Below are 22,174 nucleotides of genomic sequence, written 5' to 3' on the forward strand. Positions count from 1 at the left end.
TGTAAATCAATTTTTATTTATGAGCGTGAACGAATTCTACTTAATGACTCTGGGGAAATACCTAAATATGATGCTAAGACGTACTGCGGGACTCTGTTTGCTATTTGAGGATATTTATTAACGTACTCCCAATATCGCTCTTCAGAAGTTTTGCTAATATTAGAAATGGTTCTTTTGTAAGAATAAGCCATGGATCTTTCTGTAAATAATCTAAAATATTGAGATAAAGAATGTATTCTACTACAAAGTTCTTCAACATCTTCATATTTCATTTGTAGGATTATAGAGTCCTCAAGCGCTTCAGCATAATATTCTGCAGGAGTTCTATGTACATAACTGTAAAAGTCTGTAAAAAACCAATCTTCTATTGCAATAATTACAGTATGCTCTTTTCCTAAATCATCTAAATAGAAAACTCTAACTGCGCCTTCTACAATATAGTTTCGATATTCAGATACAAATCCTGGTTGGACAATAAATTGCCTTTTCTTTACTCTAGTAGTTTTTAATATTGAAATAAAATCTTTTATTTCACTGTCTGATAATTCAACATATCTAGCTATGTGATCCAATATCCCTTGGTATTTACTCATCAATTTAGGTTTTTTTGACTCTTGTAAATAATATGTTTTTTATATTATTTGTTGTGTGTTTAAGCAGCTAATTTAATAAATACCAACTAAATAAAGGGTTTACAAAAGAAATTAAAAGTAAGTTATAATTGGGAATTAATTTTATAAATTAACTCAGCTGAATTTTTTATAACAAAGGAATAATATAAATAATATCAGACTGATTTTTTTATTTCAATCGGTTAAATATTTTCTTTTCCTCCAATCCATAAATTATTTCTTCACAGATTAAATTTAGTTTCTTCTTAATCGTTATCAATTACTTTTAAATTAGGTCTCCTTTTAAGAATCATTTCTTTTTGTTTAGAAGATAAGTTCGATGGCGAAACTATTAATTCTTTCAAATTTATAGGTAAATAATTAGTATCTATTGATTCTAATTTAAAATTATCTGCAAGTGACAAATGAATTAGCTTCTTCATTTTATACATTGATTCTGGTAATTTTTTTATTGCACAGTTTTCAAGCCGAAAAGATTTTAATTTGGTTAATTGTGAAATTGATTTTGGCAAGCTCTCAATATCGTGCCCCCTGAATACTAATTGCTCTAAATTGGGAAGTTTTAAAATCCATTTAGGGAATTCTTGATAGCTGAAATTTAGAATTTCTAATTGTTTTAATGTCTTAAGTTCACCGACATCACTAGGAATTATATTTATACTGTTCGCCTTTGATTGTAGGAAAAGACTTTTTAGTTTTCCGAAATTCAAAAAACTTGGGCCATATTTTTCTAAATCATAATTCGGATATCGAATTGATAACTTAGTAACATCTTTTGCGGTTTTTATTTTCTCAAATAAGTTTTCCGATTTAGATTTCGATAAATTCAGCATTTTTTATTGCATATAACGTTAAATATATGTGTCGTAGCAGGGCAAAATATTACCCTATTTTCGATTTTTCTGCGCATTGGTTGTTAACTTTTGCTTTTTGCAAGCATTGCACCTTACTAAATATACAAGAACCTTTTGATTCATCACCTAATTGCTATGATCATATATATCGTGTTGTACCCAGTTTTTATTTCCAAATTTCCCACCATTTTTTGTGCTCACTGTCATCATATGAATCTGCATAACCATTATAATTCAAAACCTTTTTAGCATGGATAGCAACCAAGTGGTATTTGTGGTCAACAAATTTTTCAATTCGTTTATTTATTCTTGGGCTGTCAAACTTTATTAAGTCCATAAAAATACAACCTTGCACAGCATAAATGAATTCCAATTTTTCAAATTCTTCAAAAGCTATTTTTTCCATTTCGGAATCCCCTTTTTTCAAGTCATTTATTAGTGCAGCCCATGTGATTTTTTCAAAATGAGAATCTTTTTTCATAAGTCGTCTTGAAAGAACTGGTAGAGCATTTTCGGATTTCATTTCGACTAGTGTTTGTCCAATTAGAAGGTCGTCATTTTCTTCCAGTTCCTGAATCAGTCTTTTTTCAACTGCCAAAAACTCTTCTTTATTCAGTCCAGCAATAATTTTATCATTAGTAAAGCCTTCCCGTTCTTCTCGAGTAGGTGGCGGTATAATTTCCTTTATTAACTTTTCAATATTTCTCATTCGTGAAATTGGGCACAACAAGTGAATATAGTTACCAAGATAACTATATATTTTTATATGTATTTGTAAATGTTTGTAAGCATGTACAAACTGTTATTGTTTATTCTGTTCTAAAAATACAATGGTGTTTTTTACCGTTTTTATAGATATCCACATTTGCCTAATATTTATAATATCTTCAAATTCTTAAGGAAGAACTGTTTAGTTTAAAAAAGTAAAAACTTCTCAAAAAAATCTTTCAGACTTTTCATCTTATATTCGAAGGTTTTTTTATTGCTTGTTGTTAATCGTTGAAACGAATAAAGAATAATAACAATACATCAGTAATAAAGATATTATTTTGCTGGCAGATGGATGGCTCAAGTTTTACTCCTCCCTTTCAAAATAATCCCAGACTTCGTTTCCAAGTTTTTCACCATATTCTGAGTTGGTAAAAAGTACATATCCCCATTTTTTATCAATATCCATTAGATACCAACATGTAAATCCAGCATTACTTCCGCCATGAAAATATGTAGTATTATAATGTTGATCTGCGGTTACAAACCCCAGAGTATAATATACATGTATACCTTTTGATGTTGTAGTTATTTTATCTTTTTTATAAGAGGTATGATATAAACAGGCATATGCTCATATGTACAATTAAAAGAGTTGATGTATTTTTTAGTATAGTAAATGTATACATTTTATACTTTGAAAATCAAACTACTACTTTTACATTTTGTTTTATGGTGTTAGCGATAGATATTTCTATGCTATTCAAATCAGTCATTTCCTATCATAGAAAACCAATCAAATTTTGCTACGTTTTTGCTTTTCGAGCCAGATGAAGTAGCGTACATACCAATATAGACACCATTAAATTTTTCTGCAATATTATCAGAAACTATCGTATAATCCTGGACTTCTCCAAGGGTTTTTAAATCCTCTTCATTTTCCCCATACATAAATTGTGCTTTAAGACCTTCAACTTTTACACTTAGTATTACCTTTTCTTTTTTAAAGGGGATTTTTGCAACAATTTCAGGTAAAAATTCTCCTTTGTTGTCTTTTTGAAAAGCTTTAATCAAAACAATCTCCTTTTTACTTTTTAATAATTGATAATTATTACCATGCCTGCGGTAAATGACCAATCCAGATTTTTCGTTTTCATTTTTAGCATTAAAAATAAGCTTTGTTGTAGCTAGATAGTTAAAATTATGTGTACGTTTTGCTATAAAAGATGGGTTTACCAATTCAGTTATTTTTTCTGGACGAAGTTGAATAACCATTTGCCCATCATTTTGTGAATACCATTTAAAGCGGGGAGTGCGTAAAAAGTTCCATTCTAAATTAAGATTTTCACCATCAAAATCATCTCGTTCTTTTAGTTTAGGAACGGGAGTCCAGGGTAAATTAGGTCGATCTTGCTGTTTCTGTAGTAGTCCAATGCCTGGATTAAATATGGGAGTAACACCACTTTCTTGCTTTGTCATTTCAACCTTTGCCAAAAAAGTTTCACGAGCAAGAGTAACAAACCCTTTGATTTGCCTTTTTGCTAATAATACACTCCACCAATCTCCGGTTTGAGTTTCTACTAAATCAGCATGTCCAGTTTGACCAATTAAATGTGTTTTGCCTAAATGGCGATGTGTCATAATTGGATTAGCATGATTAGGAATATAAGGACCCCAAAGGGCTGTACTGTTAAATACTGTAACGGCATGATACTCGCCAGTTCCGCCTTCGCCGATTAATAACAAGTACTCACCATTTATTTTATACAAATGTGGGCCTTCTGCCCATCTTGCGTTGGAAGCATGACCATAGGTTAGTTGTTTTTTTTCTCCGAGTAAAACCCCGGTATCCGGATTTATTTCTTGCATCCAAATCCCATTTTTTCCTGGCCATTTATTACCAGAATTATCTATGATCCCAGCGCCTGTATAATAACAACGATCATCATCATCCCAAAAAAGAGAAGGGTCAATTCCTGGTGCGTCTTTAATCCAAATAGGATCACTCCATGGACCTGCTGGATTTTTGGCTGTTAGTATGAAATTACCTTTCTGGCCCACCATGGTTGTAATGATATAAAATGTACCCTTATGATAACGAATTGTGGGTGCAAATATGCCATTCGAATTTTTTAAACCGTCTTTATATACAATTTGATCAATGCGATGCAATCCATGGCCTATTTTTTCCCAATTTACTAAATCCTTACTTTTATGAATGGGTAATCCGGGATACCATTCAAAACTGGAGTTTACCATATAATAGGTGTCTCCAACTCTACAAATTGAGGGGTCAGGATAAAAACCTGGCAAAATGGGATTCTTAAAATTTTTTGGTACTGATTGCCCAAAAACTTCTAAACAAATTATTAAGACTAAAGGGGTAACTATTCTTTTTAAAAACATTACAGAATTTTATTTTTTAAACGTATAAAATTTATGCTATTACAGAAATAACTGTTAGTCCAAAATCGGAATTTGCACATTAAAAGATTGAATGACATTTTCGTCATCTTTTATATCAGCAGCACAAAGCAAGGCGATTGGTTTTCCATTTTCTATAAAAAGCTGAGGGCGCTCCAGGTGATGGACATTTTGTTTATATCCATTTGTCCAATTAATTTCTAATGCAGAAACCAATGGATGATCTGATAATTTCCAATCCAACCCATCTTCTGATTCAAATAGCACTAATGATCGTCCTGCATCTGTAAAAGCTCCATGCATGTCTTTAACTATTGCACGATATTTACCTTCCTGATACCAGATAAAAGGATCTTCTGCAGGGAATTCATGACCTTTTGCTTGAAAAATAGGCTTGTCATATTTCTTAAATGGTCCGGTTGGATGATCTGAAGTGGCGACACAATGTACGACAGGCCCACCCCAAATTCCTGATTTTTCTTTTCCAACAGCTTTATATACCATAAGATAACCTCCTTCAGGACGTTGAGTAATTGATGGATTACTAACCATTAATGCATCCAATGCATTTTTATTGGGACTAATATCAATGAGCGGAGTATCAAACCTTTTCCAGGGTCCGTAAGGACTATCTGCAACAGCAACACCTATTCGTTGATTATTGCGATGTACAGGATTTAAAATCTGATTTCCTGGTGAAGTAGGTGTTTTAGCATCCCCTGTATTTCCCATATAGTATAAGTAATACTTTTTGTCAAACTTATGGATTGTAGGATTATGTGTACATAATCCATCCCAAAAATTATCACCTCGCGCAGGAAGTGCTACATCTTTAAACTTAAATGGGCCAAATGGACTCTTGGAAACTGCATGAGCAATTTCAGAATCAGTTACCCAAGCCCATCCTAACGCTTTTTCCCAACGCGAATAAAACATATGATACAATCCATCACTTCCTTTTACCATAGAACCACCCCAAATACTCCATGTATCATCTTCAAATTTTGATTTGAGATCGGGTTTTCCTAAAGTCAGTTTAAACCCTTTAATGGGTGTGGTAATTTTTTTAGGATTATTTTTTTCAAGAACAGGATCATGATTTTTGCAAGAGTATGAAAAAAGAAAAATTAGGATGAATAGAGAAAAATACTTCATGGTATACTATTGATTGTTTTAAACCTAAAGGCGCTTTGCACCAGGTTGTTTCATCAGTTCTTTTAATTTATCCAAATAATTCTCATAAATGCCTCTTGGTGTGGTATTGTATAGAGAACAAAGTGCTGCGGCTTTACCTACTATTTCACCCATCATTCCACAAGTTTTCATTACTCTTACAGGTCCCAATCCTTCTCTGCTCACACTTATATTGCGACCTGCCATAAATAAATTAGTAATATTCTGACTATAAAGTGCGCGATAAGGTGCCCAGTAAGGACCTTCATAATCATATCCTTTTCCGGTAGTAGCAAAAGAAATAAATTCTTCTCCTTTAAGATCTTCATCAAAAGATTCATGCGGAGTATGCACATCGATACCCCACGAACATGGAAATGCACCATCTTCAAAATCAACTTTATCTCTAAAATGGTTAGCAGTTAACTTAACATCACCCATAAGTCTTCTGGATTCTCTTTTACCAGAAATAAAGGCAGACCATCCCAAACGATGGTTTGGATATAACTTATCTACATTCTTTAAAGCATCCCAAGCTCCATACATAGCTCGAAAATTTAGATCACGAATTTTTTCTACATCTGTAATAGGATCTTTATCAAAACCGCTTTCCCAGAACCAACCTCCAAGATTGCCCAAAGGATCTTCTGAACCCCATTGTCCCTTATAATTTGCTCTTCCCGGAAATGGTTTGTCACTTAAATCCAGTGCCCAGGGGCATCGCGGAAAAGGTTGTTCGACCTCTCCAATTTCACAAGATAGGGTGAGTGCTGTTTTATCTTTACATTCGCATTTGAGTACTTCCTCTTTATTAGCTGCGTCCATTACATTCCACATATTAGAGAATCCCATAAATCCTGAACTGGATATTTCATAATCTGCTCCGGCGAGAAAACCAACGGTTGCATCTCCTGTACAGTCTGCAAAGAATTTACCTTTAATTTTAGTGTGTACTGCAGTTCTTGTATTTTGAGAAACTATAGCACTAATTGTATTATTCTTATGTTTTACCTGAATTACACGTTCTTCTAAAAATAAAGTAATACGAGGTTCATTTTTAACAACTTCTAGTTTTCGCTGGTCATCATAGGAATCACCTAATCTGGCATTACGGGTTCCATATTTCCCCAGGTCTATGATTTCAGGAGCAATTTCGTCTACAATCTCTCCAATATGAGGAAAAGGCTCTTGTCGAGTATGACCTTCTGGCCAAACACGAACTTCTGAACTTCCATTTCCTCCTAAGACAGGTCGGTCTTGTATAAGTGCTACAGTTAATCCATTTCTTGCTGCAGACAAAGCAGCACAGGTACCTGCAAAACCTCCTCCTGAAACTACCAGATCAAAATTGCCGCCATCTTCTGGTTTTTCTGGTAAACCTAGTAGTTTTCTTCTGAATTTAGTAAGCGCCGTTACATCATTTATCGGCTCAAAATTTAAGTCTTTACAAAAAAGAATTGCCTCACACCTTCCTTCAAAACCTGTTAGATCGTGTAAAGCTACTTTTGTTTTTTTGGATACTTCTACAACTCCTCCATCATGCCAATGCCACTCTTTGCCTTTTGTACCAAAGGTTTCTTTTACAGGCTTGTCATTTAGAAGTAATTGAAACTTTCCAGGAGTACCTGGTGCTTTCCATGGGGCCACCCAATCTCGCGTACGAACCCATAGCCGGTATTTTCCCTTTTCGGGAAATGCAATTTGCGTAGTGGCATCTTCAACAGGTATTCCTAATCCGTGTGCTAATAAATACGGAGACCCCATCTGGTTCATCGACTGTTGGTCCAATTCCCATCCTCCTTGATGGGTAAACTGTTCAGCTTCTACAAAAACAAATTTGCCCGAAATTTTATCAGAGATTTCGTAGTTTGCTAATATCTCCATAGGAGCTAATAACATCAATGTTGCTTTTCCTGCGGTACTGATAAATTGCCTTCTTTTCATAATGAAAGATTAATTCATTAAAAATAGATAATTCTTTAAGGCACAATGGGTAAATTAATACAACAAAAGATTAAAAGCGTATAACAAAAAAGTAAATTCTGGATGAGAACAATACTATTTTACTACGGTAGCTTCTAACTCTATTTTTAATGTTTCAAAAAGGCTTTTCACTTCCAGAAGTGTACTGGCTTGTTTTTATGTTATGTTGAGTTACCCAGTTTTGAAAAATATCAAAACAAGTAAAGAGTTCTTCTGATGAAGTTGTGTAAACGTTTAACCTTACAATGTTTTTACATTCATATCCTGCTTGAATGATAACTTTTTCTAAGTTTTGTATTGCCTGAATTAGTTGTGTTTTCATATTGCCGGTACTTGATTTTCCATCATCATCAATGGCTGTCTGACCAGAAACATAGAGTGTTCCTTCAGCTTTAGTTACTTCAACAGCTTGTACATAGCTTCTTTCATTTTGCCATGTCCAAGGATTAATAATGCGTTTTTCCATTTGTTTTTCATTTTTATTCTGCGCGAATATTGACACAGATGTGAATAATATGATTACTAAAACCTTCCCAACATTTTTCATAACATAGATTTATATGTTCATTGCAAAGATTTGAACAAAATGGTTGTTTTTGCGTGACAAACATCACAATTATAAAAAAGAGAAAAAGACTAAGAAGAAAGTCTGCTAAGTGGCTCTCGCGAAACGCCTAGATAAGAAGCTAAAAGGGTTTTAGGAACGCGTTGAAATAATGAAGGATATTGTTTAAGAAGTTGCTCATATCTTTCTTTAGCATTTGATGTTAGAAAAGATAAAATTCTATATTGAGAAGCAATATGACCCGAGTTAGATTTCTTAAGAAAGAAACTCTGCATTTTGGGTAAGTCTATAGATAATTTTTGATAATCTTCAAGTGTAATGCAAAATACATTAGTATCTTCTATACATTGTAAAGACATTTTGGCTTTGGTCTGAGTGAAATACGCTGAAAAATCACTTTCCCACCAGTCTTCCATAGCAAATGATACAATATGTTGTTTCCCATTTTTATCACCATAAACTAATTTTAAAAGCCCGGAAACAACAAAATAGCAATACTTCACTTTTTCTCCTTGTTGAATGAGAATATCATTTTTTTTATAATTTTTAAATGAAAAATGGGATACAACAAATAAATACTCATCGTCTGTAAGAGGTATTACTTTTTCAATATGTTTTTTAAGTTTTTCTTTCACCAGATATGATGTCTTATCGTATAAAAGCTATCTAAATATAGAACATGTTATGATACTTTTATATGAGTTACTAATGTAATAAATCTTTAATGTTTTGTCTTTATAAGACACATTAAATTCATTACTTTTAAGATACTAACAGTTAAGCTTTAAATAAAAATGAAACCTATTATTTTTACATTGCTACTTTCCATTTTTATATTATTAAGTTGTGATAACAAAGTTCGTGAAGAGCAAAAGCCAATTCATTCTACATCAATTGATTTCTCACAAGCTAAAATTGTAGACTTAACGCATCTTTTTTCTGAAGAGACCATCTATTGGGTAACTGCAAAGGAGTTTGAATTAGATGTTGTTGCAAAAGGAGAAACAGATAAAGGCTATTTCTATTCTGCAAATAATTTTGCTACAGCAGAACACGGTGGTACGCACATTGATGCTCCAATTCATTTTTCAAAAAACGGACAAGCTACAGATGAGATTCCACTCGAAAAACTAGTAGGAAGCGCAATAAAAATTGATGTGTCTAAAAAAGCGTTACCTGATCCTGATTATAAAATAAGTATCGAGGATTTTTTAGATTGGGAAAAAAGGGAAAACATTCAAATACCCGATGGAAGTATTGTTTTGTTAGAAACTGGTTTTTCTAAGTTTTATCCAGATAAATTGAAATATTTAGGAACCGACAAACGTGGTAGTGAGGCCATTAAAGATCTACATTTTCCTGGGTTATCGAATGAAGCTGCAGAATGGTTAGTAAAACATCGTAACATAAATGCTATTGGTATTGATACTCCAAGTATAGATTATGGGCAATCTCAATATTTTAAAAGTCATGTTACCTTGCTTTCTGAAAATATCCCTGCCTTTGAAAACCTAATGAACCTCGATCAACTGCCAAGTAAAGAATTTAATATAATAGCGTTACCCATGAAAATAAAAGGGGGTAGTGGGGGACCATTACGTATTATTGCTCTCTTAAATAATTGATTTCATCAGAAAAACAAAAATTATATCGATTATTTAAGGCGTAACACTCTCATTACTTGTGGTTTCCATTGGTCTTTTATTGCCTGATTTTCTTTGTCATAAAAAGGCCATTGACTATTAGATACATAAATAAACCCAAAATTTGGATAGAATTTTCCGTTAGTGGGTTCTCCAGCGATATCGAGATTATTGTCGAGAAGGTCTATGGTATCAACGACACCCATATGATGATTAATTTTAATTACCTTTTTTGGAGACGAATTATTTTGAATAGCCAATAGAGTATGTTCGTTAACGAATGAAATACCGTCTATGCCTTTCAACAGATATTTTTCTGAAGTGAACCATTTCCTTTCTGATGGATTTAGAAGGTTAACTTGAACTATTCCTTTTATGTAATCAGCAATATATGCCAGATTGTTTTTATGATCAATAGTTATTCCCTGAATATTAAAAGCTTCATCCAAAGATATCGTATTGATAATACGCTTCTTTTTTGTGTCAATAATATAGAATTCTGGAGTAGTAGAGTTCGTTGCATATAGGTATCCGTTTTTACCTTGCACAATACTCCCTACAGTTGCATTATCTGCGAGTTCAATTTTGGTAAGAATAGTACCTTTTTTTATATCAATCTCATAAATAGTAGTTTTATTTTTGTGATCAGATGTATTGTAATCAGAAAATTGAGGGAGCATTGCGGTGGTAACCCATATTGATGTTTTTTTGTACCCTTTTTCAATTGCTAGCGCAGAGGCCGAGAATGTAGCGAGTATTTTGTGTTGTTTTTTCTGAATATCATAGGCAATAACTTCACCGCTGTGTACATCAGTCATATAAATGATATGGTCCATTTTAATGAGGTCTTCAATATGATGGTTATCAGGAAGTGTTAAGTACATCTCACTGGATTTTTTGGTTACTTCATATTCCTGCTTTTTTTGTTCTAATGTTTCCTTATAATTAGTCTTTTTTAATAGATTTTTAAAATCGTTATCTTCCTTATATTTTAGCTTAGCATTCCAGCTTAAAAGTAGGTTTAGAGTATGTACGGCTTCATCATTTTGATTATTTAAAGCATAAGCAGCAGATAAATTATATAAGAAAGTAGGCTGTGAAGGATGTAGTTTGAGAGCTTGTAGATTTAAAGATCTAAATTTTTTATACTCTTTATTTTTATATGCTTCTATGCTTTCAGTATATAACTGCTTAAGATGTTGAGCACTTCCTGAAAATATCAAACAGAACCAAAGAACAAAAGATATAAAAATGGATTTCATGATATAAAGTTTTATATAAAAATAATAGTCAAGCATTGTTGAAAATTAGTTTTTGATATTTTTTACTGATTATATGATAAATTAGTATTGATTTGAATCTATCATGATTAAAGTACCTATAATATCATTTTTCTATCATAAAATATCAAATTTATGAAACAGTTTTGTGAGGTTATGTAGTATTATTTGGGTAGTTAATATTTTGTTTATCAGTGTATTATTTTGTTTTTTTAGAAAGGGTGTACATTGATATAATAGATAAAGGAAAATATTGATGATGTATAAAACCATAAATCAAATTCATATCTTAACGGGATGAAAATAGTAGTAGTAGATGACGAAGCACTTGCTCGAAAAAGGATTTTAAAACTTTTGGAAGAAAGTGATGTATCGACGCAAATTTTTGAAGCATCTTCTGGTAAAGAAGCTATTTTACAAATAAATACAATTCAGCCAGATCTGGTTTTTTTAGATATTCAAATGACTGATATGACAGGGTTTGAAGTATTGAAAAAAATAAATATAGACAAAATACCCAGTATTATTTTTGTTACTGCTTTTGACAATTTTGCAGTAAAAGCATTTGAAGTAGAAGCTATTGATTTTTTGCTGAAACCCTATAAAAAGGAACGTTTTTTAGAAGCACTTCATCGTGGAATAGAAAAAATAGAGATAGAAGAAAAAAAGGTGTTTAAATCAAAGATCAATAGATTGATACAATTTTTGAGTCATGAAGATTCAAATATTGAAAAGGAGAAAGATATGTTTTTAGACAGAATTGTTCTCAAAACTGGTAAAAAATATCGCTTTGTCAAAGTTGATGAAATTAAATTTATTGTCTCCTCTGCTTATTACGCCGAAATATTTACAGTTAATGATGAAAAACATGTGTATAGAATATCAATGAGTGATTTTATCAAGCGATTGGATTCCGAAAAATTTATAAGAGTAAACAGATCAACTATTGTATGTATTAATAGAATTAATGAAGTTATAAGCGAAGGAATGGGAGATTATAGTATTATTATGAATGATAAAAAAACCTTTTCAGTATCCAAGAATTTTAGAAATTCTTTTTTAAAGAAGATGAAAATAAAATTATAAATGCCAAAAACTGAATCTAAATTTTTCTTTAATAAAAATCTAATAAGGTTTTTACTTCTATTTTATACAACAGCGTATATCATTGATATTGCAGCATCATTATTATTATCTTTTGATACTGATAATACCAATGATTGGAGTCAAGTTTTTATAGCTTATATTTTTTCTTACGTCACTAAGTTGATGTTTATTACTTTGGCGATTATAATCACCAAACTTTTCATCTTCCAGAAAAAATCAAATTTAATTAGTGTCTTTGTACATATTGTATTTGCTTTTTTATTATCATTTTATAATGCTATAGGACAAATGGTATTGCGAAAGTATAGTAGTGAAGATCCAATTGAGATAACTTTTGAGAGTGTATATTCCAGAGGACTATATGGGCTTAGTTTTAACTTCTTCTTATATTTTTCTATAATAGCCATTGTATATGCCTTTTATTATCTTAAAAAGCAAAAAGAACAAGAACTATTACAATCCAATTTACAAACACAATTACTGGATGCCAAGATAAAAGCATTGCAATCACAATTACAGCCACATTTTCTCTTCAACACTTTAAATGATATTTCTTCTCTAATGGATATAAGTGTTGAAAGATCTCAGGATGCATTAGCTGATCTAAGTGATATGTTGAGGAGAACAATGGAAATTAAAACAAAATATATTCCTTTACAAGAAGAACTAGAAATTCTTAATAAGTATATAGATATAGAAAAGATAAGATATGCTGATAAAATAAATTTTGACATTAGAGTCAATAAAGATGTATTAAATCTTGCTGTGCCTCCATTGATGTTACAACCAATAGTCGAAAATGCAATTAAGCATGGCTTTTCTTATCATCATGATACCTTACAAATAGATATTATTATAGAAAGTATATACAAAGAGCTCGTATTTAAAATTATTAATAATGGTAAACCTCTGGTCGAAGATGAAATACTTTTTAGGACAGGTTTAGGTAATGTAATTGAGCGTTTAGATACCCTTTATGGAGAAGATTATGAGTTTAGTATTACTAATCAAAATGATATTGGAGTAGTTACTATAATTAAAATCACTGTTTAAATACATTTTACAAGCATTAGTTGTTCTTATAGGATAATCTGTGTTGTTTGTCTATAAAAAGGTGTTGTTTATTAGATAAGTTTAGTATCAAAAAAAATCTTCCTTATTTTCCTGATTCCCTTCAAATCCTATTTAATTCTAAGCATCATGTTTAAGAAGATATATGTAATCGTTTTGATATTAATATATAGTAGTTGCTCAAAAAATGAAACTGAGATAACAAAAGCGATAAACAAAGAAAAGTATACTTCATTATTCGAAACAATTTCTGAGAGTCATAGTAAGGTTCATTTTAAAAATAAAATGGAAGAAACCTTGTATTTCAACTTTCTCAATTATTCATATATCTATAATGGAGGAGGGGTAGCTGTAGGTGATATCAATAAAGATGGATTAGAAGATTTATATTTTAGTTCAAATCAAGGAAGTAATGCGCTCTATCTTAATAAAGGCGATTTTGTTTTTGAGGACATTACAAAAACTGCTGGAGTAATGGATAAAGAGGGGTGGTCTACTGGTGTCTCTATGATAGATATCAATGCAGATGGCTGGTTGGATATTTATGTTTGTAAATCAGGATCATTAAAAAATCAGAAACAGAGAAAGAATAAACTATACGTAAATCAAAAAGATGGTACTTTTTTAGAACAAGGTGATCAATACGGGCTTGCTTCTACTGCATTTTCTACTCAGGCATATTACCTGGATTTTGATAAAGACGGGGATCTTGATGTGTACTTGGTAAATCATCGACCTGATTTTAATAATAATGTAACTATTGATCCCAAAATTCAATCCAGTTTTCTTCCTGAAAGTACAGATCAACTTTTTGAAAATAATAATGGAACATTTTATGAGATCACTCAAAAATCGGGAGTGCTAAATAAAACCTGGGGATTAAGTGCTTCTATTGGAGATTTTAATGGAGATAACTGGCCAGATATTTATGTTGCTAATGATTTCTTAGAATCAGACTTTCTTTATCTGAATAATAAAAATGGAACTTTTACCAATTCAATTCTTGAAACTTTTGATCATATCTCTGTAAATAGTATGGGTTCTGATTATGCCGACATTAATAATGATTTAAAACCTGATCTAGTGGTATTAGATATGTTATCTGATGATCATAAAAGAGGTAAAGAAAATATGGCATCAATGAGTACAGAAAACTTTAACCTTTTAGTAGCAGCAGGGTATCATCATCAATATATGTCAAACATGCTACAACTTAACCTGGGAGATGGAGTCTATAGTGAGATAGGGCAATTAACAGGTGTTGCAAAAACAGACTGGAGCTGGGCTCCTTTATTGGCAGATTTTAATAATGATGGATATAATGATCTTTTTGTAACCAATGGTATTCTTCATGACCTGTCTAATCAGGATTTTAGACATCGAATGAAAGCAAATATTATACGACGTAAAAAAGTAACGCTTGATGAAGCCATTAGTATGATGCCTTCTACCAAATTGAGTAATAAGGCTTTTTTAAATTCTGGTAACCTAACTTTTTTTCCTGTAACCAAAGAGTGGGGGTTAGAAAAAGAGATAAATTCTAATGGCGTAGCATATGCAGATCTTGATAATGATGGGGATTTGGATTTGATCCTTAATAATCAGATGGAAACCGCAAGTATCTATAAAAATAATCAAGACAATAATTTTATTTCTATTGCACTCCTATATGAAGAGAATAACCCAAATGGGATAGGAACAAAAGTCAATATTTACACAAAAAATCAACAACAGTCAAAAGAATTATATCCCGTTAGAGGGTTTCAGTCTTCAGTAAGTCAGCGATTACATTTTGGATTAAATGACATCAAAATTATTGATAGTATACGTATAGAATGGCCCAATGGGAGATATAGTATTATAAAGCAAGTCAAAACGAATCAATTACTTACGATACAATCTAAAGATTCAAAAAAACAGATTAAACGTTCTCAGAATAAGAATGTAGATACATTTAAAAGTATAGATGGTAAGCAGTTTGGTATTGATTATATGAATAAAGAACGTGATTTTGACGATTATAAACTACAATTGTTACTACCTCAGAAACAGAGTGAAAAAGGAGCCGCATTAGCAGTAGCAGACGTAAATAATGATGGTAGAGATGATTTTTTTATCGGAAATGCCAAAGGAGCACAAGGAGCAGTCTACATTCAAAAAGAAGATGGAATGTTTAGAAATTCAAGTAGTGCTACGTTTCAAAAAGATATTGATTTTGAAGATAATACTGCTTTGTTTTTTGATATGGATAATGATGGTGATCAAGATCTTTATGTAGGGAGTGGAAGTTATGAAGATGTGGATAATAGTGTCTGGCTTCAGGACCGGATGTATATTAATGATGGAAATGGTAATTTTACAAGAAGTCATGGTTTACCCAATATTAGATCCGTTTCCTCTACAGTTTCAACATCTGATTTTGATAAGGATGGAGATCTTGATCTCTTTATAGGAGGTGGAGTTCTACCAGGTAAATATCCAATGTCTTCTCCATCATATCTTTTAAAAAATGATAAAGGAACGTTTATAGATGTAACTGATGATTTGGGTAAAGATCTAAACAACCTAAATATGGTTAATGATGCAGTATTTTCAGATTATGATCAAGATGGTGATGATGATCTTATCGTAGTAGGTGAGTGGATGCCAGTTATCATCTTCAAAAACGAGAACGGTACTTTTACCTATAAACAAGATAAAATATTAGAAAATACCTCAGGATGGTATTTTACAATCCAGCCAACAGATGTTGATAGAGATGGAGATATGGATTACCTGTTAGGAAATATAGGAGACAACACTAAGTTTCATCCAACTATTGATGCGCCATTACATATTTATGCGAGAGATTTTGATGAAAATAAAAGCCTGGATATTATTTTGAGTAAAGAATCGAAAACAGGACTATTATTACCTGTTCGGGGAAAAGAATGTTCATCAGAACAAATTCCTAAGTTAAAAGATAAGTTCAAAACATATAGTGCTTTTGCTAATGCATCATTGTCTGAGATATATGGAGATAAAAACCTTCAAGAAGCCATTCATTTTACAGCTACTAATTTTAGCACAATCATACTGGTAAATAATGGTGAAGGTGATTTTGAGATACAACCCTTACCCATACAAGCTCAGTTTGGGCCTACTACCAATTTTATCATCGCAGATTTTGATAATGATACTATTGATGAAATATTGGGGGTAGGTTCTTTATATGATGCCGAAGTAGAGACCATAAGATACGATGCAAATAAAGGATATATTCTTCAGTTGGATAAAGAGAAATTATTTAAATATTATAAGACAATAACAGGACTACAAGGATTACAGATAAAGGCATCAGAAAATATCATAATTAAAGATAAAAAATACATTCTTCTTCAATGTAAAAATGAAGCATTAAAACTTTTATCTACAGGTTTTTAACTTCTAATTAACGTGGTTCTTCTTTTCAGTCCCAAAAAATGAAACTGAGATATCCTATTCTTGTAGATTATTAATCTATAACAATATATTAAATTATGTCAAAAGAAAATTATGACACCAAGCTTACTGTATTAGAAGCAGTATCACAGAACGATGTAAAACCACCATCGACTCCGGTAGATATTTATTTACAAGAATCAGAAGACCTGTTTATATGGGTACAAGAAGATAAGGCACTCCTTATAGGTAAAGGATTAGACTGGAATAATAATGTTCTCGATTTGCCTATACGTGCAGGAGCCTGCCGCCATGCACAGTCATTATGGATGAGTGAACGTTACAGCCAGGAAGAAGCTGCCAAAATCTGGAAAGAAAAATCGCCCAAAGCATATGAGTTACGTAATGATTTGTTAGCAGACTTGCGTTTTGCTTATCGCAAACGTCCTGATCTTACAGCTCGTGTTCGTACTATTGCAGATGGTACTGGCGATGCAGATATGATCCAGGACTTAAGCGATATCAGTGCTTTAGGAAAAGCTAATCCAGATGAATTATTAGTTACCAAATTTGATATGAATCTATTAAATAAAGCAGCACAACAAGCCGATGCATTAGCACAACTGCGTGCCAAAGCCAATGGGGCCACTTTGGATAACTCTAAAGCCAAGGACATTCGTGATAGAGCTTTTACTCATCTTAAAGAAGCAGTAGATGAGATACGTGATACTGGTAAGTATGTATTTAGAAAAGATCCAGAACGTTATAAAGGATATATTAGCCGTTATAAAAAGTAAGTAAAGAAGATTATAATAACGCATCCGCGGAAGTAAAAGTAGGTTCAGCGCTACGCTGGTCGAAGAAATACCTCTGCGGATTGCTTTTATAGTTACACTGGCAACACATAACATACCGCTGATCGAATAAATATCCCTGCTGAAGGTAAAGATACTCCGCTGATTAAGGAACACATACCGCTGATCGATGAAACACTCTTGCCAGAGAATATTTATACTCTGCTGATTAAGATATATGTACCGCTGGTCGATAAAATGCTATTGCTGAAGAATATACATGACCAGTGGATAATGTAAAAGGTATCGCTGATCTATAAAAAACTTTACTGATGGGTATTAATAAACTGCTCATCGGTACTATGAATATGCTAGAACTATTTTAACATAACCGTTCGGGAAACTATCTTTTGGGGTATCATTTTTATAGAAATTATAACGTTAAGTATATGGCAAGTAGGGCGGTAGAAAGCAATGACCTTTCAAATTTGCACTGAGCCAAAGCGTTGTATTTTGTTTTTATCTTATTCATTTTTAAAAAGCCAAATCAACGATTTGGCGGTGTTGGCAGATAACACTGGACTTTCGTAAACCACCAAACGTCCTATTTGCTATATACATTGTTATCCACTGTTTTTTTAATGACTGAATCATTTTTTTCTATTGAACGTATTTGATTCATGAAATAAATTGCATCCATGACCTGACTTCCATTTCCCCTAAGTAATTTGTACATCCATTTTTTCTTGGCGTTTTTCGGACTAATCTTTCTAAAGGACCAAATCGAGATTAATGTGCTGAACACAAGGCTAAATGTCAAGGGCCAATCCAATCCATTCTGTATGATAACTCCAATCATATTCTCTTCGAAAATTATATAATAGCTAAGCAATATAGTATTAAAAGGTAGAATAAGGGTGCCTACCCGGAGCAGTCGAATGGTGGAAAGTTTTATAAGGCTTAAGCACTTCAGCAATTTGGGTAATGGATCATTGTAATCAAATTTATTAATTAAGAATAGCTCATAGATTAAGACACAAATTACCATAAAGGTCCAAAATTCAAATGATGCCAGCGTAGCTATGGTTGCAACAGTAGGTAGGTATTTAACGATGAGCATAGCTAAATAGGCAAAAACAGCAAGAAAAAAACAAAGAATAAAAAGCTTCACTCTAAACAAGTTCTTCAGTTTATGTGATGCTTTATCAAGATTTTCCTGTCTTAACGCATCCATATCTAGTTTCCAGTTTTGCTCTACACTGTTTCCTAAGTCTTGCCATAGGTTTTTATAGTCTTCTATTTTCATGTCAGGGACTTAAATTTCTCTTTAAATATTTTTTTTATTCGATTGATCCTTACCCCAACAGCACTTTTGGAAATGCTGAGTATGGCAGCTATTTCTTCATAGCTCTTTTCTTCCAAATACAAAATGATGATGGCCTTGTTTACTTCATTCAATTGATCGATCATTTGTCTTAGGAGGTGGGTTTGCTCTTCCATATCTTGAGTTTTGTCTACTGCCACAACCATATTGCCATGGCTCATTGAGTCAAAGTACTTTTGTCGGGTACTGAGTTTTCTATAGTTGGAAATGGAAACATTTAGCGAGATCCGGTAGATCCAAGTCGAAAGTTTGAAGGACTCATCGTACTTGGGAAAGGATTTCCAAAGTTGCAAAATCACTTCTTGTACCAAGTCTTTTTTATCTTCTGTATCCTTACAATACATGTTGCAAATTTTGAAGATAATCAACTTATGAGATTCGATAATCTCAAGAAAAGTATCCTTATCCCTTTTTATCATAGCATTCTTTTTCGCTTGCCATTCAATATAAGTCCTATGGGTGTCCATCTGACCAAAAGTGCATAACTTAATAGTCCAATAATAAAAACTGAGCTACATGATATTGCGAGTTTAATCCACAGATTCAGGTCCATATCGTTTAAAATAAATTGTATGTAGAACAATACCGGCAAGTGAATCAGGTATAGCCAGTATGAAGAATCGGCAATATATCGTGAAAAGCGACTCTTATGATTTAAAAACTTTTTACCTAAAAATAACAATACCAAAGTCAAATATACCGCTGCAATTCCTTCCAACAAACTGGCTAAACATTGATTGAAAGTAATAGCCTTGTGCTGAGACAGTAACATGGCTTCTTCTATGCTTACCGATTTTGGTAGTAGGATAAAGAAACCGGCATATGCTATCAGGCCAATAGTCGATAACCTCTTCCAGTATGAGTCTAGTTTGTTTAGAAATACATCATTTTTAAAAAGACAAAATCCCAACAGAAAGAAGGAGCCATAGAAGCCAAAGGACCATAGTTCTGGAATGAATGTTTCGGGGGATGGATGTGGCTTGACATTGGTGATGAGATACATGGCGATAAATAAGGGAAATAATATTAAGAACAGAAGTGTGTTTTTATTAATCCACAGATTGATGACGTCAACCCAGCCTATTTTATATAAGATGCCAGCCAACACATACAGGTACAGCAAAACATATAAAAACCAAAGATGCATAATTCTTACAGGGCCCTGAGAGGCTTCCGATTGGTTCATCAAACTTGCTATCATGCTTAGCATAGACGATTGATTTTCTACGGACTCAGCTGCCATTCCTATAATCATGAATGAACCGATTAATATGAGTGGCAGAAACACAACAAAAGGCAATAAAATACGTTGGGCTCTATTTTTCACCATACCCTTCAGTCCTTTTTTCTTTAAAAGAAAAAATGCAAAATAGCCTGCTATTAGAAAGAACAACGGCATTCGAAAAAGGTGGGTACACCACGCTACAATATCAATCAAGACAGATTGCTGTGAATCGGCAGTGAGCCAGATATTGTGAGACAGTGGGCTATAGGCAAGGGCTGCATGAAAGACGATACCCAAAAGCATGGCGAAAGCTCTGAGGTTGTCCATATAATATATTCGTTGTGTTATTTTTTGAGAGCAAGAGTTTTCTGTATTGATTGTTCTGGGTAATTTTTTCGAGATTTTTTGTTTTTCCAACGTAATCATGAATATTGTTTTTTTTACATTATTCGCATGACCGATCAAAAAATTACATGATAAGCATAATTTTATAAATATGTTCTGAATGGAGAGTAGTGGATAACGTTTAGCTATGAGTAGTGCGGAAGCCGAAAATTACAGGTTTTCGATTTAGCACTTATAAGCTATGTTTTATACACCGTGTTGTAAACTGGCTTTTTTCCAACTTTGTAATTCAATTAGATTTCCTTCGGGGTCTCTTGCATAAACGAAAGTGATTTCACCAACGTCTCTCACCAGTCTTTTCGTAATTTTTCCAAAAGATTTCCCTCCATTTCTTTCCAAAATCTCGAGAACTTTTTCTACACTTTCAACTTCAAAAGCAATATGCCCATATCCTCTTTTATTTGGTGATACAAAATCTTGTCTTTCAATATTCTCGTATTGATAGATTTCTAGAGTCGGTCCGTTATCTCCATATCCTGGAAGTAACAGGTGAGCACCTTCTAATTTGGCATTTTTCAAACCAGTCCCTTTTTCAAGCCATTCTCCAGATTGTTTTCTAATTGGTGGAACAATTTTGCAATCGAAAGTTTTCACATAAAAGTCTGCGAGTTCTTTCCAATTGATACTGATTATATTTGTATGGGCAAATTTCATTTAGTTAAACTAGATTTTATCTAAATCTGATACTGTCAACTCGTTTTTTGTATTTCCAGTATTTAACGTTGATGCAGGTTCAAACAACATAACACTTACTTCTTCAGGTGCATAAGGTTTATGTTCTACTCCTTTTGGAATGATAACAAATTCACCTGTATTCAGTTCTAAAGTTTTGTCAGCCAATTCAATGAATAGCTTACCATTAATAACATAAAAAAGCTCGTCTTCTTGTTCGTGCTTATGCAAAACGAATTCCCCTTTAAACTTGGCGATTTTAACAAATTGATTGTTAAGTTCTCCTACTATTTTCGGTGTCCAATATTCGTTAAATGTATTTAGTTTTGATTGAACGTTGACTTTGTTTATTTCCATCTCTGATTTAAAATTAAATTCCATATGCTTTTTTTGCACTTTCAATTTGTTCTTTTTCCGTCGTTTCAGGATAGAGAATATATTTTGGTGCAATGATTGATTTGGCTTTTACTAAAGTAATTTCCGTTATTGTTGAAAAAGGAAAATCTCCACCAGTCATTTCAGTTAGTACTTTTTCCATTTGTAGAAAATCAGAATTAGTTTTTTCAATAATTTTTGCTTTTCCTTTTAATTGAAATCCTTTTTGTATTAAAATATCGATAAAGCTTATGCAAACATTTTTATTATGCTTAATATTTTGAACAGTTTGAGGTGAAGCAATATTCGCAATAATTATTTTGTCAGTTCCGTAATAGTTAAAAATTTCTTTTGGCGAAACATTAGGTATGTTTTCATTTGATACTGTCGCAAGCCAACAGAGAACACTTCTGTTTATATATTCCTTAATTTCTGTTGATAGTTCCATTTTTTAGCTTG

At 32.5% G+C, this 22,174-nt stretch carries 20 protein-coding genes and 1 pseudogene; 5 read left to right on the forward strand and 16 right to left on the reverse strand.

Annotated elements, in window-relative coordinates:
- Window positions 1–17 precede the first annotated feature (17 nt).
- From PQF96_RS10195 to PQF96_RS10235, 9 genes and pseudogenes are all read right to left on the reverse strand, one after another.
- Window positions 18–593, reverse strand: a complete 576-nt coding sequence (locus PQF96_RS10195; RefSeq protein WP_109434486.1) for a Crp/Fnr family transcriptional regulator — start codon at window positions 591–593, stop codon at window positions 18–20.
- A 284-nt stretch (window positions 594–877) separates the two neighbouring features.
- On the reverse strand, window positions 878–1,465 hold the full coding sequence (locus tag PQF96_RS10200; protein WP_271765996.1) for a leucine-rich repeat domain-containing protein: 588 nt from the start codon (window positions 1,463–1,465) through the stop codon (window positions 878–880).
- 187 nt (window positions 1,466–1,652) lie between these two features.
- On the reverse strand, window positions 1,653–2,195 hold the full coding sequence (locus PQF96_RS10205) for a hypothetical protein (RefSeq protein ID WP_271765997.1): 543 nt from the start codon (window positions 2,193–2,195) through the stop codon (window positions 1,653–1,655).
- A gap of 366 nt (window positions 2,196–2,561) precedes the next feature.
- A complete protein-coding gene (locus PQF96_RS10210) occupies window positions 2,562–2,786 on the reverse strand; it encodes a serine hydrolase (RefSeq protein WP_255412208.1) in 225 nt (74 codons plus the stop codon).
- A 176-nt stretch (window positions 2,787–2,962) separates the two neighbouring features.
- Window positions 2,963–4,600, reverse strand: coding sequence for a glycoside hydrolase family 43 protein (locus tag PQF96_RS10215; RefSeq protein WP_271765998.1), 1,638 nt, complete (start codon window positions 4,598–4,600; stop codon window positions 2,963–2,965).
- A gap of 54 nt (window positions 4,601–4,654) precedes the next feature.
- Window positions 4,655–5,773 carry a glycoside hydrolase family protein gene (locus PQF96_RS10220; RefSeq protein WP_271765999.1) on the reverse strand — a complete coding sequence of 373 codons (1,119 nt, stop codon included), beginning with the start codon at window positions 5,771–5,773 and terminating at the stop codon, window positions 4,655–4,657.
- Window positions 5,774–5,797: 24 nt separating this feature from the next.
- Window positions 5,798–7,735: an FAD-dependent oxidoreductase gene (locus tag PQF96_RS10225; RefSeq protein WP_271766000.1), complete on the reverse strand. Its 1,938-nt coding sequence runs from the start codon at window positions 7,733–7,735 to the stop codon at window positions 5,798–5,800.
- A 114-nt stretch (window positions 7,736–7,849) separates the two neighbouring features.
- Window positions 7,850–8,240, reverse strand: a pseudogene (locus tag PQF96_RS10230) (RidA family protein).
- 170 nt (window positions 8,241–8,410) lie between these two features.
- Window positions 8,411–8,974: a Crp/Fnr family transcriptional regulator gene (locus PQF96_RS10235; protein WP_271766001.1), complete on the reverse strand. Its 564-nt coding sequence runs from the start codon at window positions 8,972–8,974 to the stop codon at window positions 8,411–8,413.
- Window positions 8,975–9,133: 159 nt separating this feature from the next.
- Here PQF96_RS10235 and PQF96_RS10240 point away from each other — a divergent pair, with 159 nt between their 5' ends.
- The gene (locus tag PQF96_RS10240) at window positions 9,134–9,964 is read left to right on the forward strand and encodes a cyclase family protein (RefSeq protein WP_271766002.1); all 831 of its coding nucleotides are present in this window, start codon (window positions 9,134–9,136) and stop codon (window positions 9,962–9,964) included.
- A gap of 29 nt (window positions 9,965–9,993) precedes the next feature.
- Here the strand turns inward: PQF96_RS10240 and PQF96_RS10245 are convergent, their stop codons facing one another.
- Window positions 9,994–11,244, reverse strand: coding sequence for a YncE family protein (locus PQF96_RS10245; protein WP_271766003.1), 1,251 nt, complete (start codon window positions 11,242–11,244; stop codon window positions 9,994–9,996).
- Between the two features lie 315 nt (window positions 11,245–11,559).
- Here PQF96_RS10245 and PQF96_RS10250 point away from each other — a divergent pair, with 315 nt between their 5' ends.
- From PQF96_RS10250 to PQF96_RS10265, 4 genes are all read left to right on the forward strand, one after another.
- A complete protein-coding gene (locus PQF96_RS10250; RefSeq protein ID WP_271766004.1) occupies window positions 11,560–12,348 on the forward strand; it encodes a LytR/AlgR family response regulator transcription factor in 789 nt (262 codons plus the stop codon).
- Window positions 12,349–13,422 (forward strand): sensor histidine kinase, encoded by a 1,074-nt coding sequence (locus PQF96_RS10255; RefSeq protein ID WP_271766005.1) that lies wholly within the window; start codon window positions 12,349–12,351, stop codon window positions 13,420–13,422.
- A gap of 147 nt (window positions 13,423–13,569) precedes the next feature.
- Window positions 13,570–16,863, forward strand: a complete 3,294-nt coding sequence (locus PQF96_RS10260) for a VCBS repeat-containing protein (protein ID WP_271766006.1) — start codon at window positions 13,570–13,572, stop codon at window positions 16,861–16,863.
- A 95-nt stretch (window positions 16,864–16,958) separates the two neighbouring features.
- Complete coding sequence (locus PQF96_RS10265; RefSeq protein ID WP_271766007.1) at window positions 16,959–17,657, forward strand: hypothetical protein; 699 nt, start codon at window positions 16,959–16,961, stop codon at window positions 17,655–17,657.
- Window positions 17,658–18,258: 601 nt separating this feature from the next.
- Here PQF96_RS10265 and PQF96_RS10270 read toward each other — a convergent pair.
- From PQF96_RS10270 to PQF96_RS10295, 6 genes are all read right to left on the reverse strand, one after another.
- Window positions 18,259–18,960, reverse strand: coding sequence for a hypothetical protein (locus tag PQF96_RS10270; protein WP_271766008.1), 702 nt, complete (start codon window positions 18,958–18,960; stop codon window positions 18,259–18,261).
- A complete protein-coding gene (locus PQF96_RS10275) occupies window positions 18,957–19,457 on the reverse strand; it encodes an RNA polymerase sigma factor (RefSeq protein ID WP_271766009.1) in 501 nt (166 codons plus the stop codon). Before PQF96_RS10275 ends, PQF96_RS10270 begins: the two co-directional genes overlap by 4 nt.
- Entirely contained in the window at window positions 19,454–20,689 is a 1,236-nt protein-coding gene (locus PQF96_RS10280; protein ID WP_271766010.1) for an acyltransferase family protein, read from the reverse strand. Before PQF96_RS10280 ends, PQF96_RS10275 begins: the two co-directional genes overlap by 4 nt.
- A 165-nt stretch (window positions 20,690–20,854) precedes the next feature.
- Complete coding sequence (locus PQF96_RS10285; RefSeq protein WP_271766011.1) at window positions 20,855–21,322, reverse strand: VOC family protein; 468 nt, start codon at window positions 21,320–21,322, stop codon at window positions 20,855–20,857.
- 9 nt (window positions 21,323–21,331) lie between these two features.
- Window positions 21,332–21,721 carry a cupin domain-containing protein gene (locus tag PQF96_RS10290; protein ID WP_271766012.1) on the reverse strand — a complete coding sequence of 130 codons (390 nt, stop codon included), beginning with the start codon at window positions 21,719–21,721 and terminating at the stop codon, window positions 21,332–21,334.
- On the reverse strand, window positions 21,711–22,163 hold the full coding sequence (locus PQF96_RS10295; RefSeq protein WP_271766013.1) for a pyridoxamine 5'-phosphate oxidase family protein: 453 nt from the start codon (window positions 22,161–22,163) through the stop codon (window positions 21,711–21,713). The genes PQF96_RS10290 and PQF96_RS10295 overlap by 11 nt, the downstream gene beginning before the upstream one ends.
- Window positions 22,164–22,174: the final 11 nt, after the last annotated feature.

The sequence above is a fragment of the Aquimarina algiphila genome (assembly GCF_947494415.1).
Lineage (GTDB): Bacteria > Bacteroidota > Bacteroidia > Flavobacteriales > Flavobacteriaceae > Aquimarina > Aquimarina algiphila.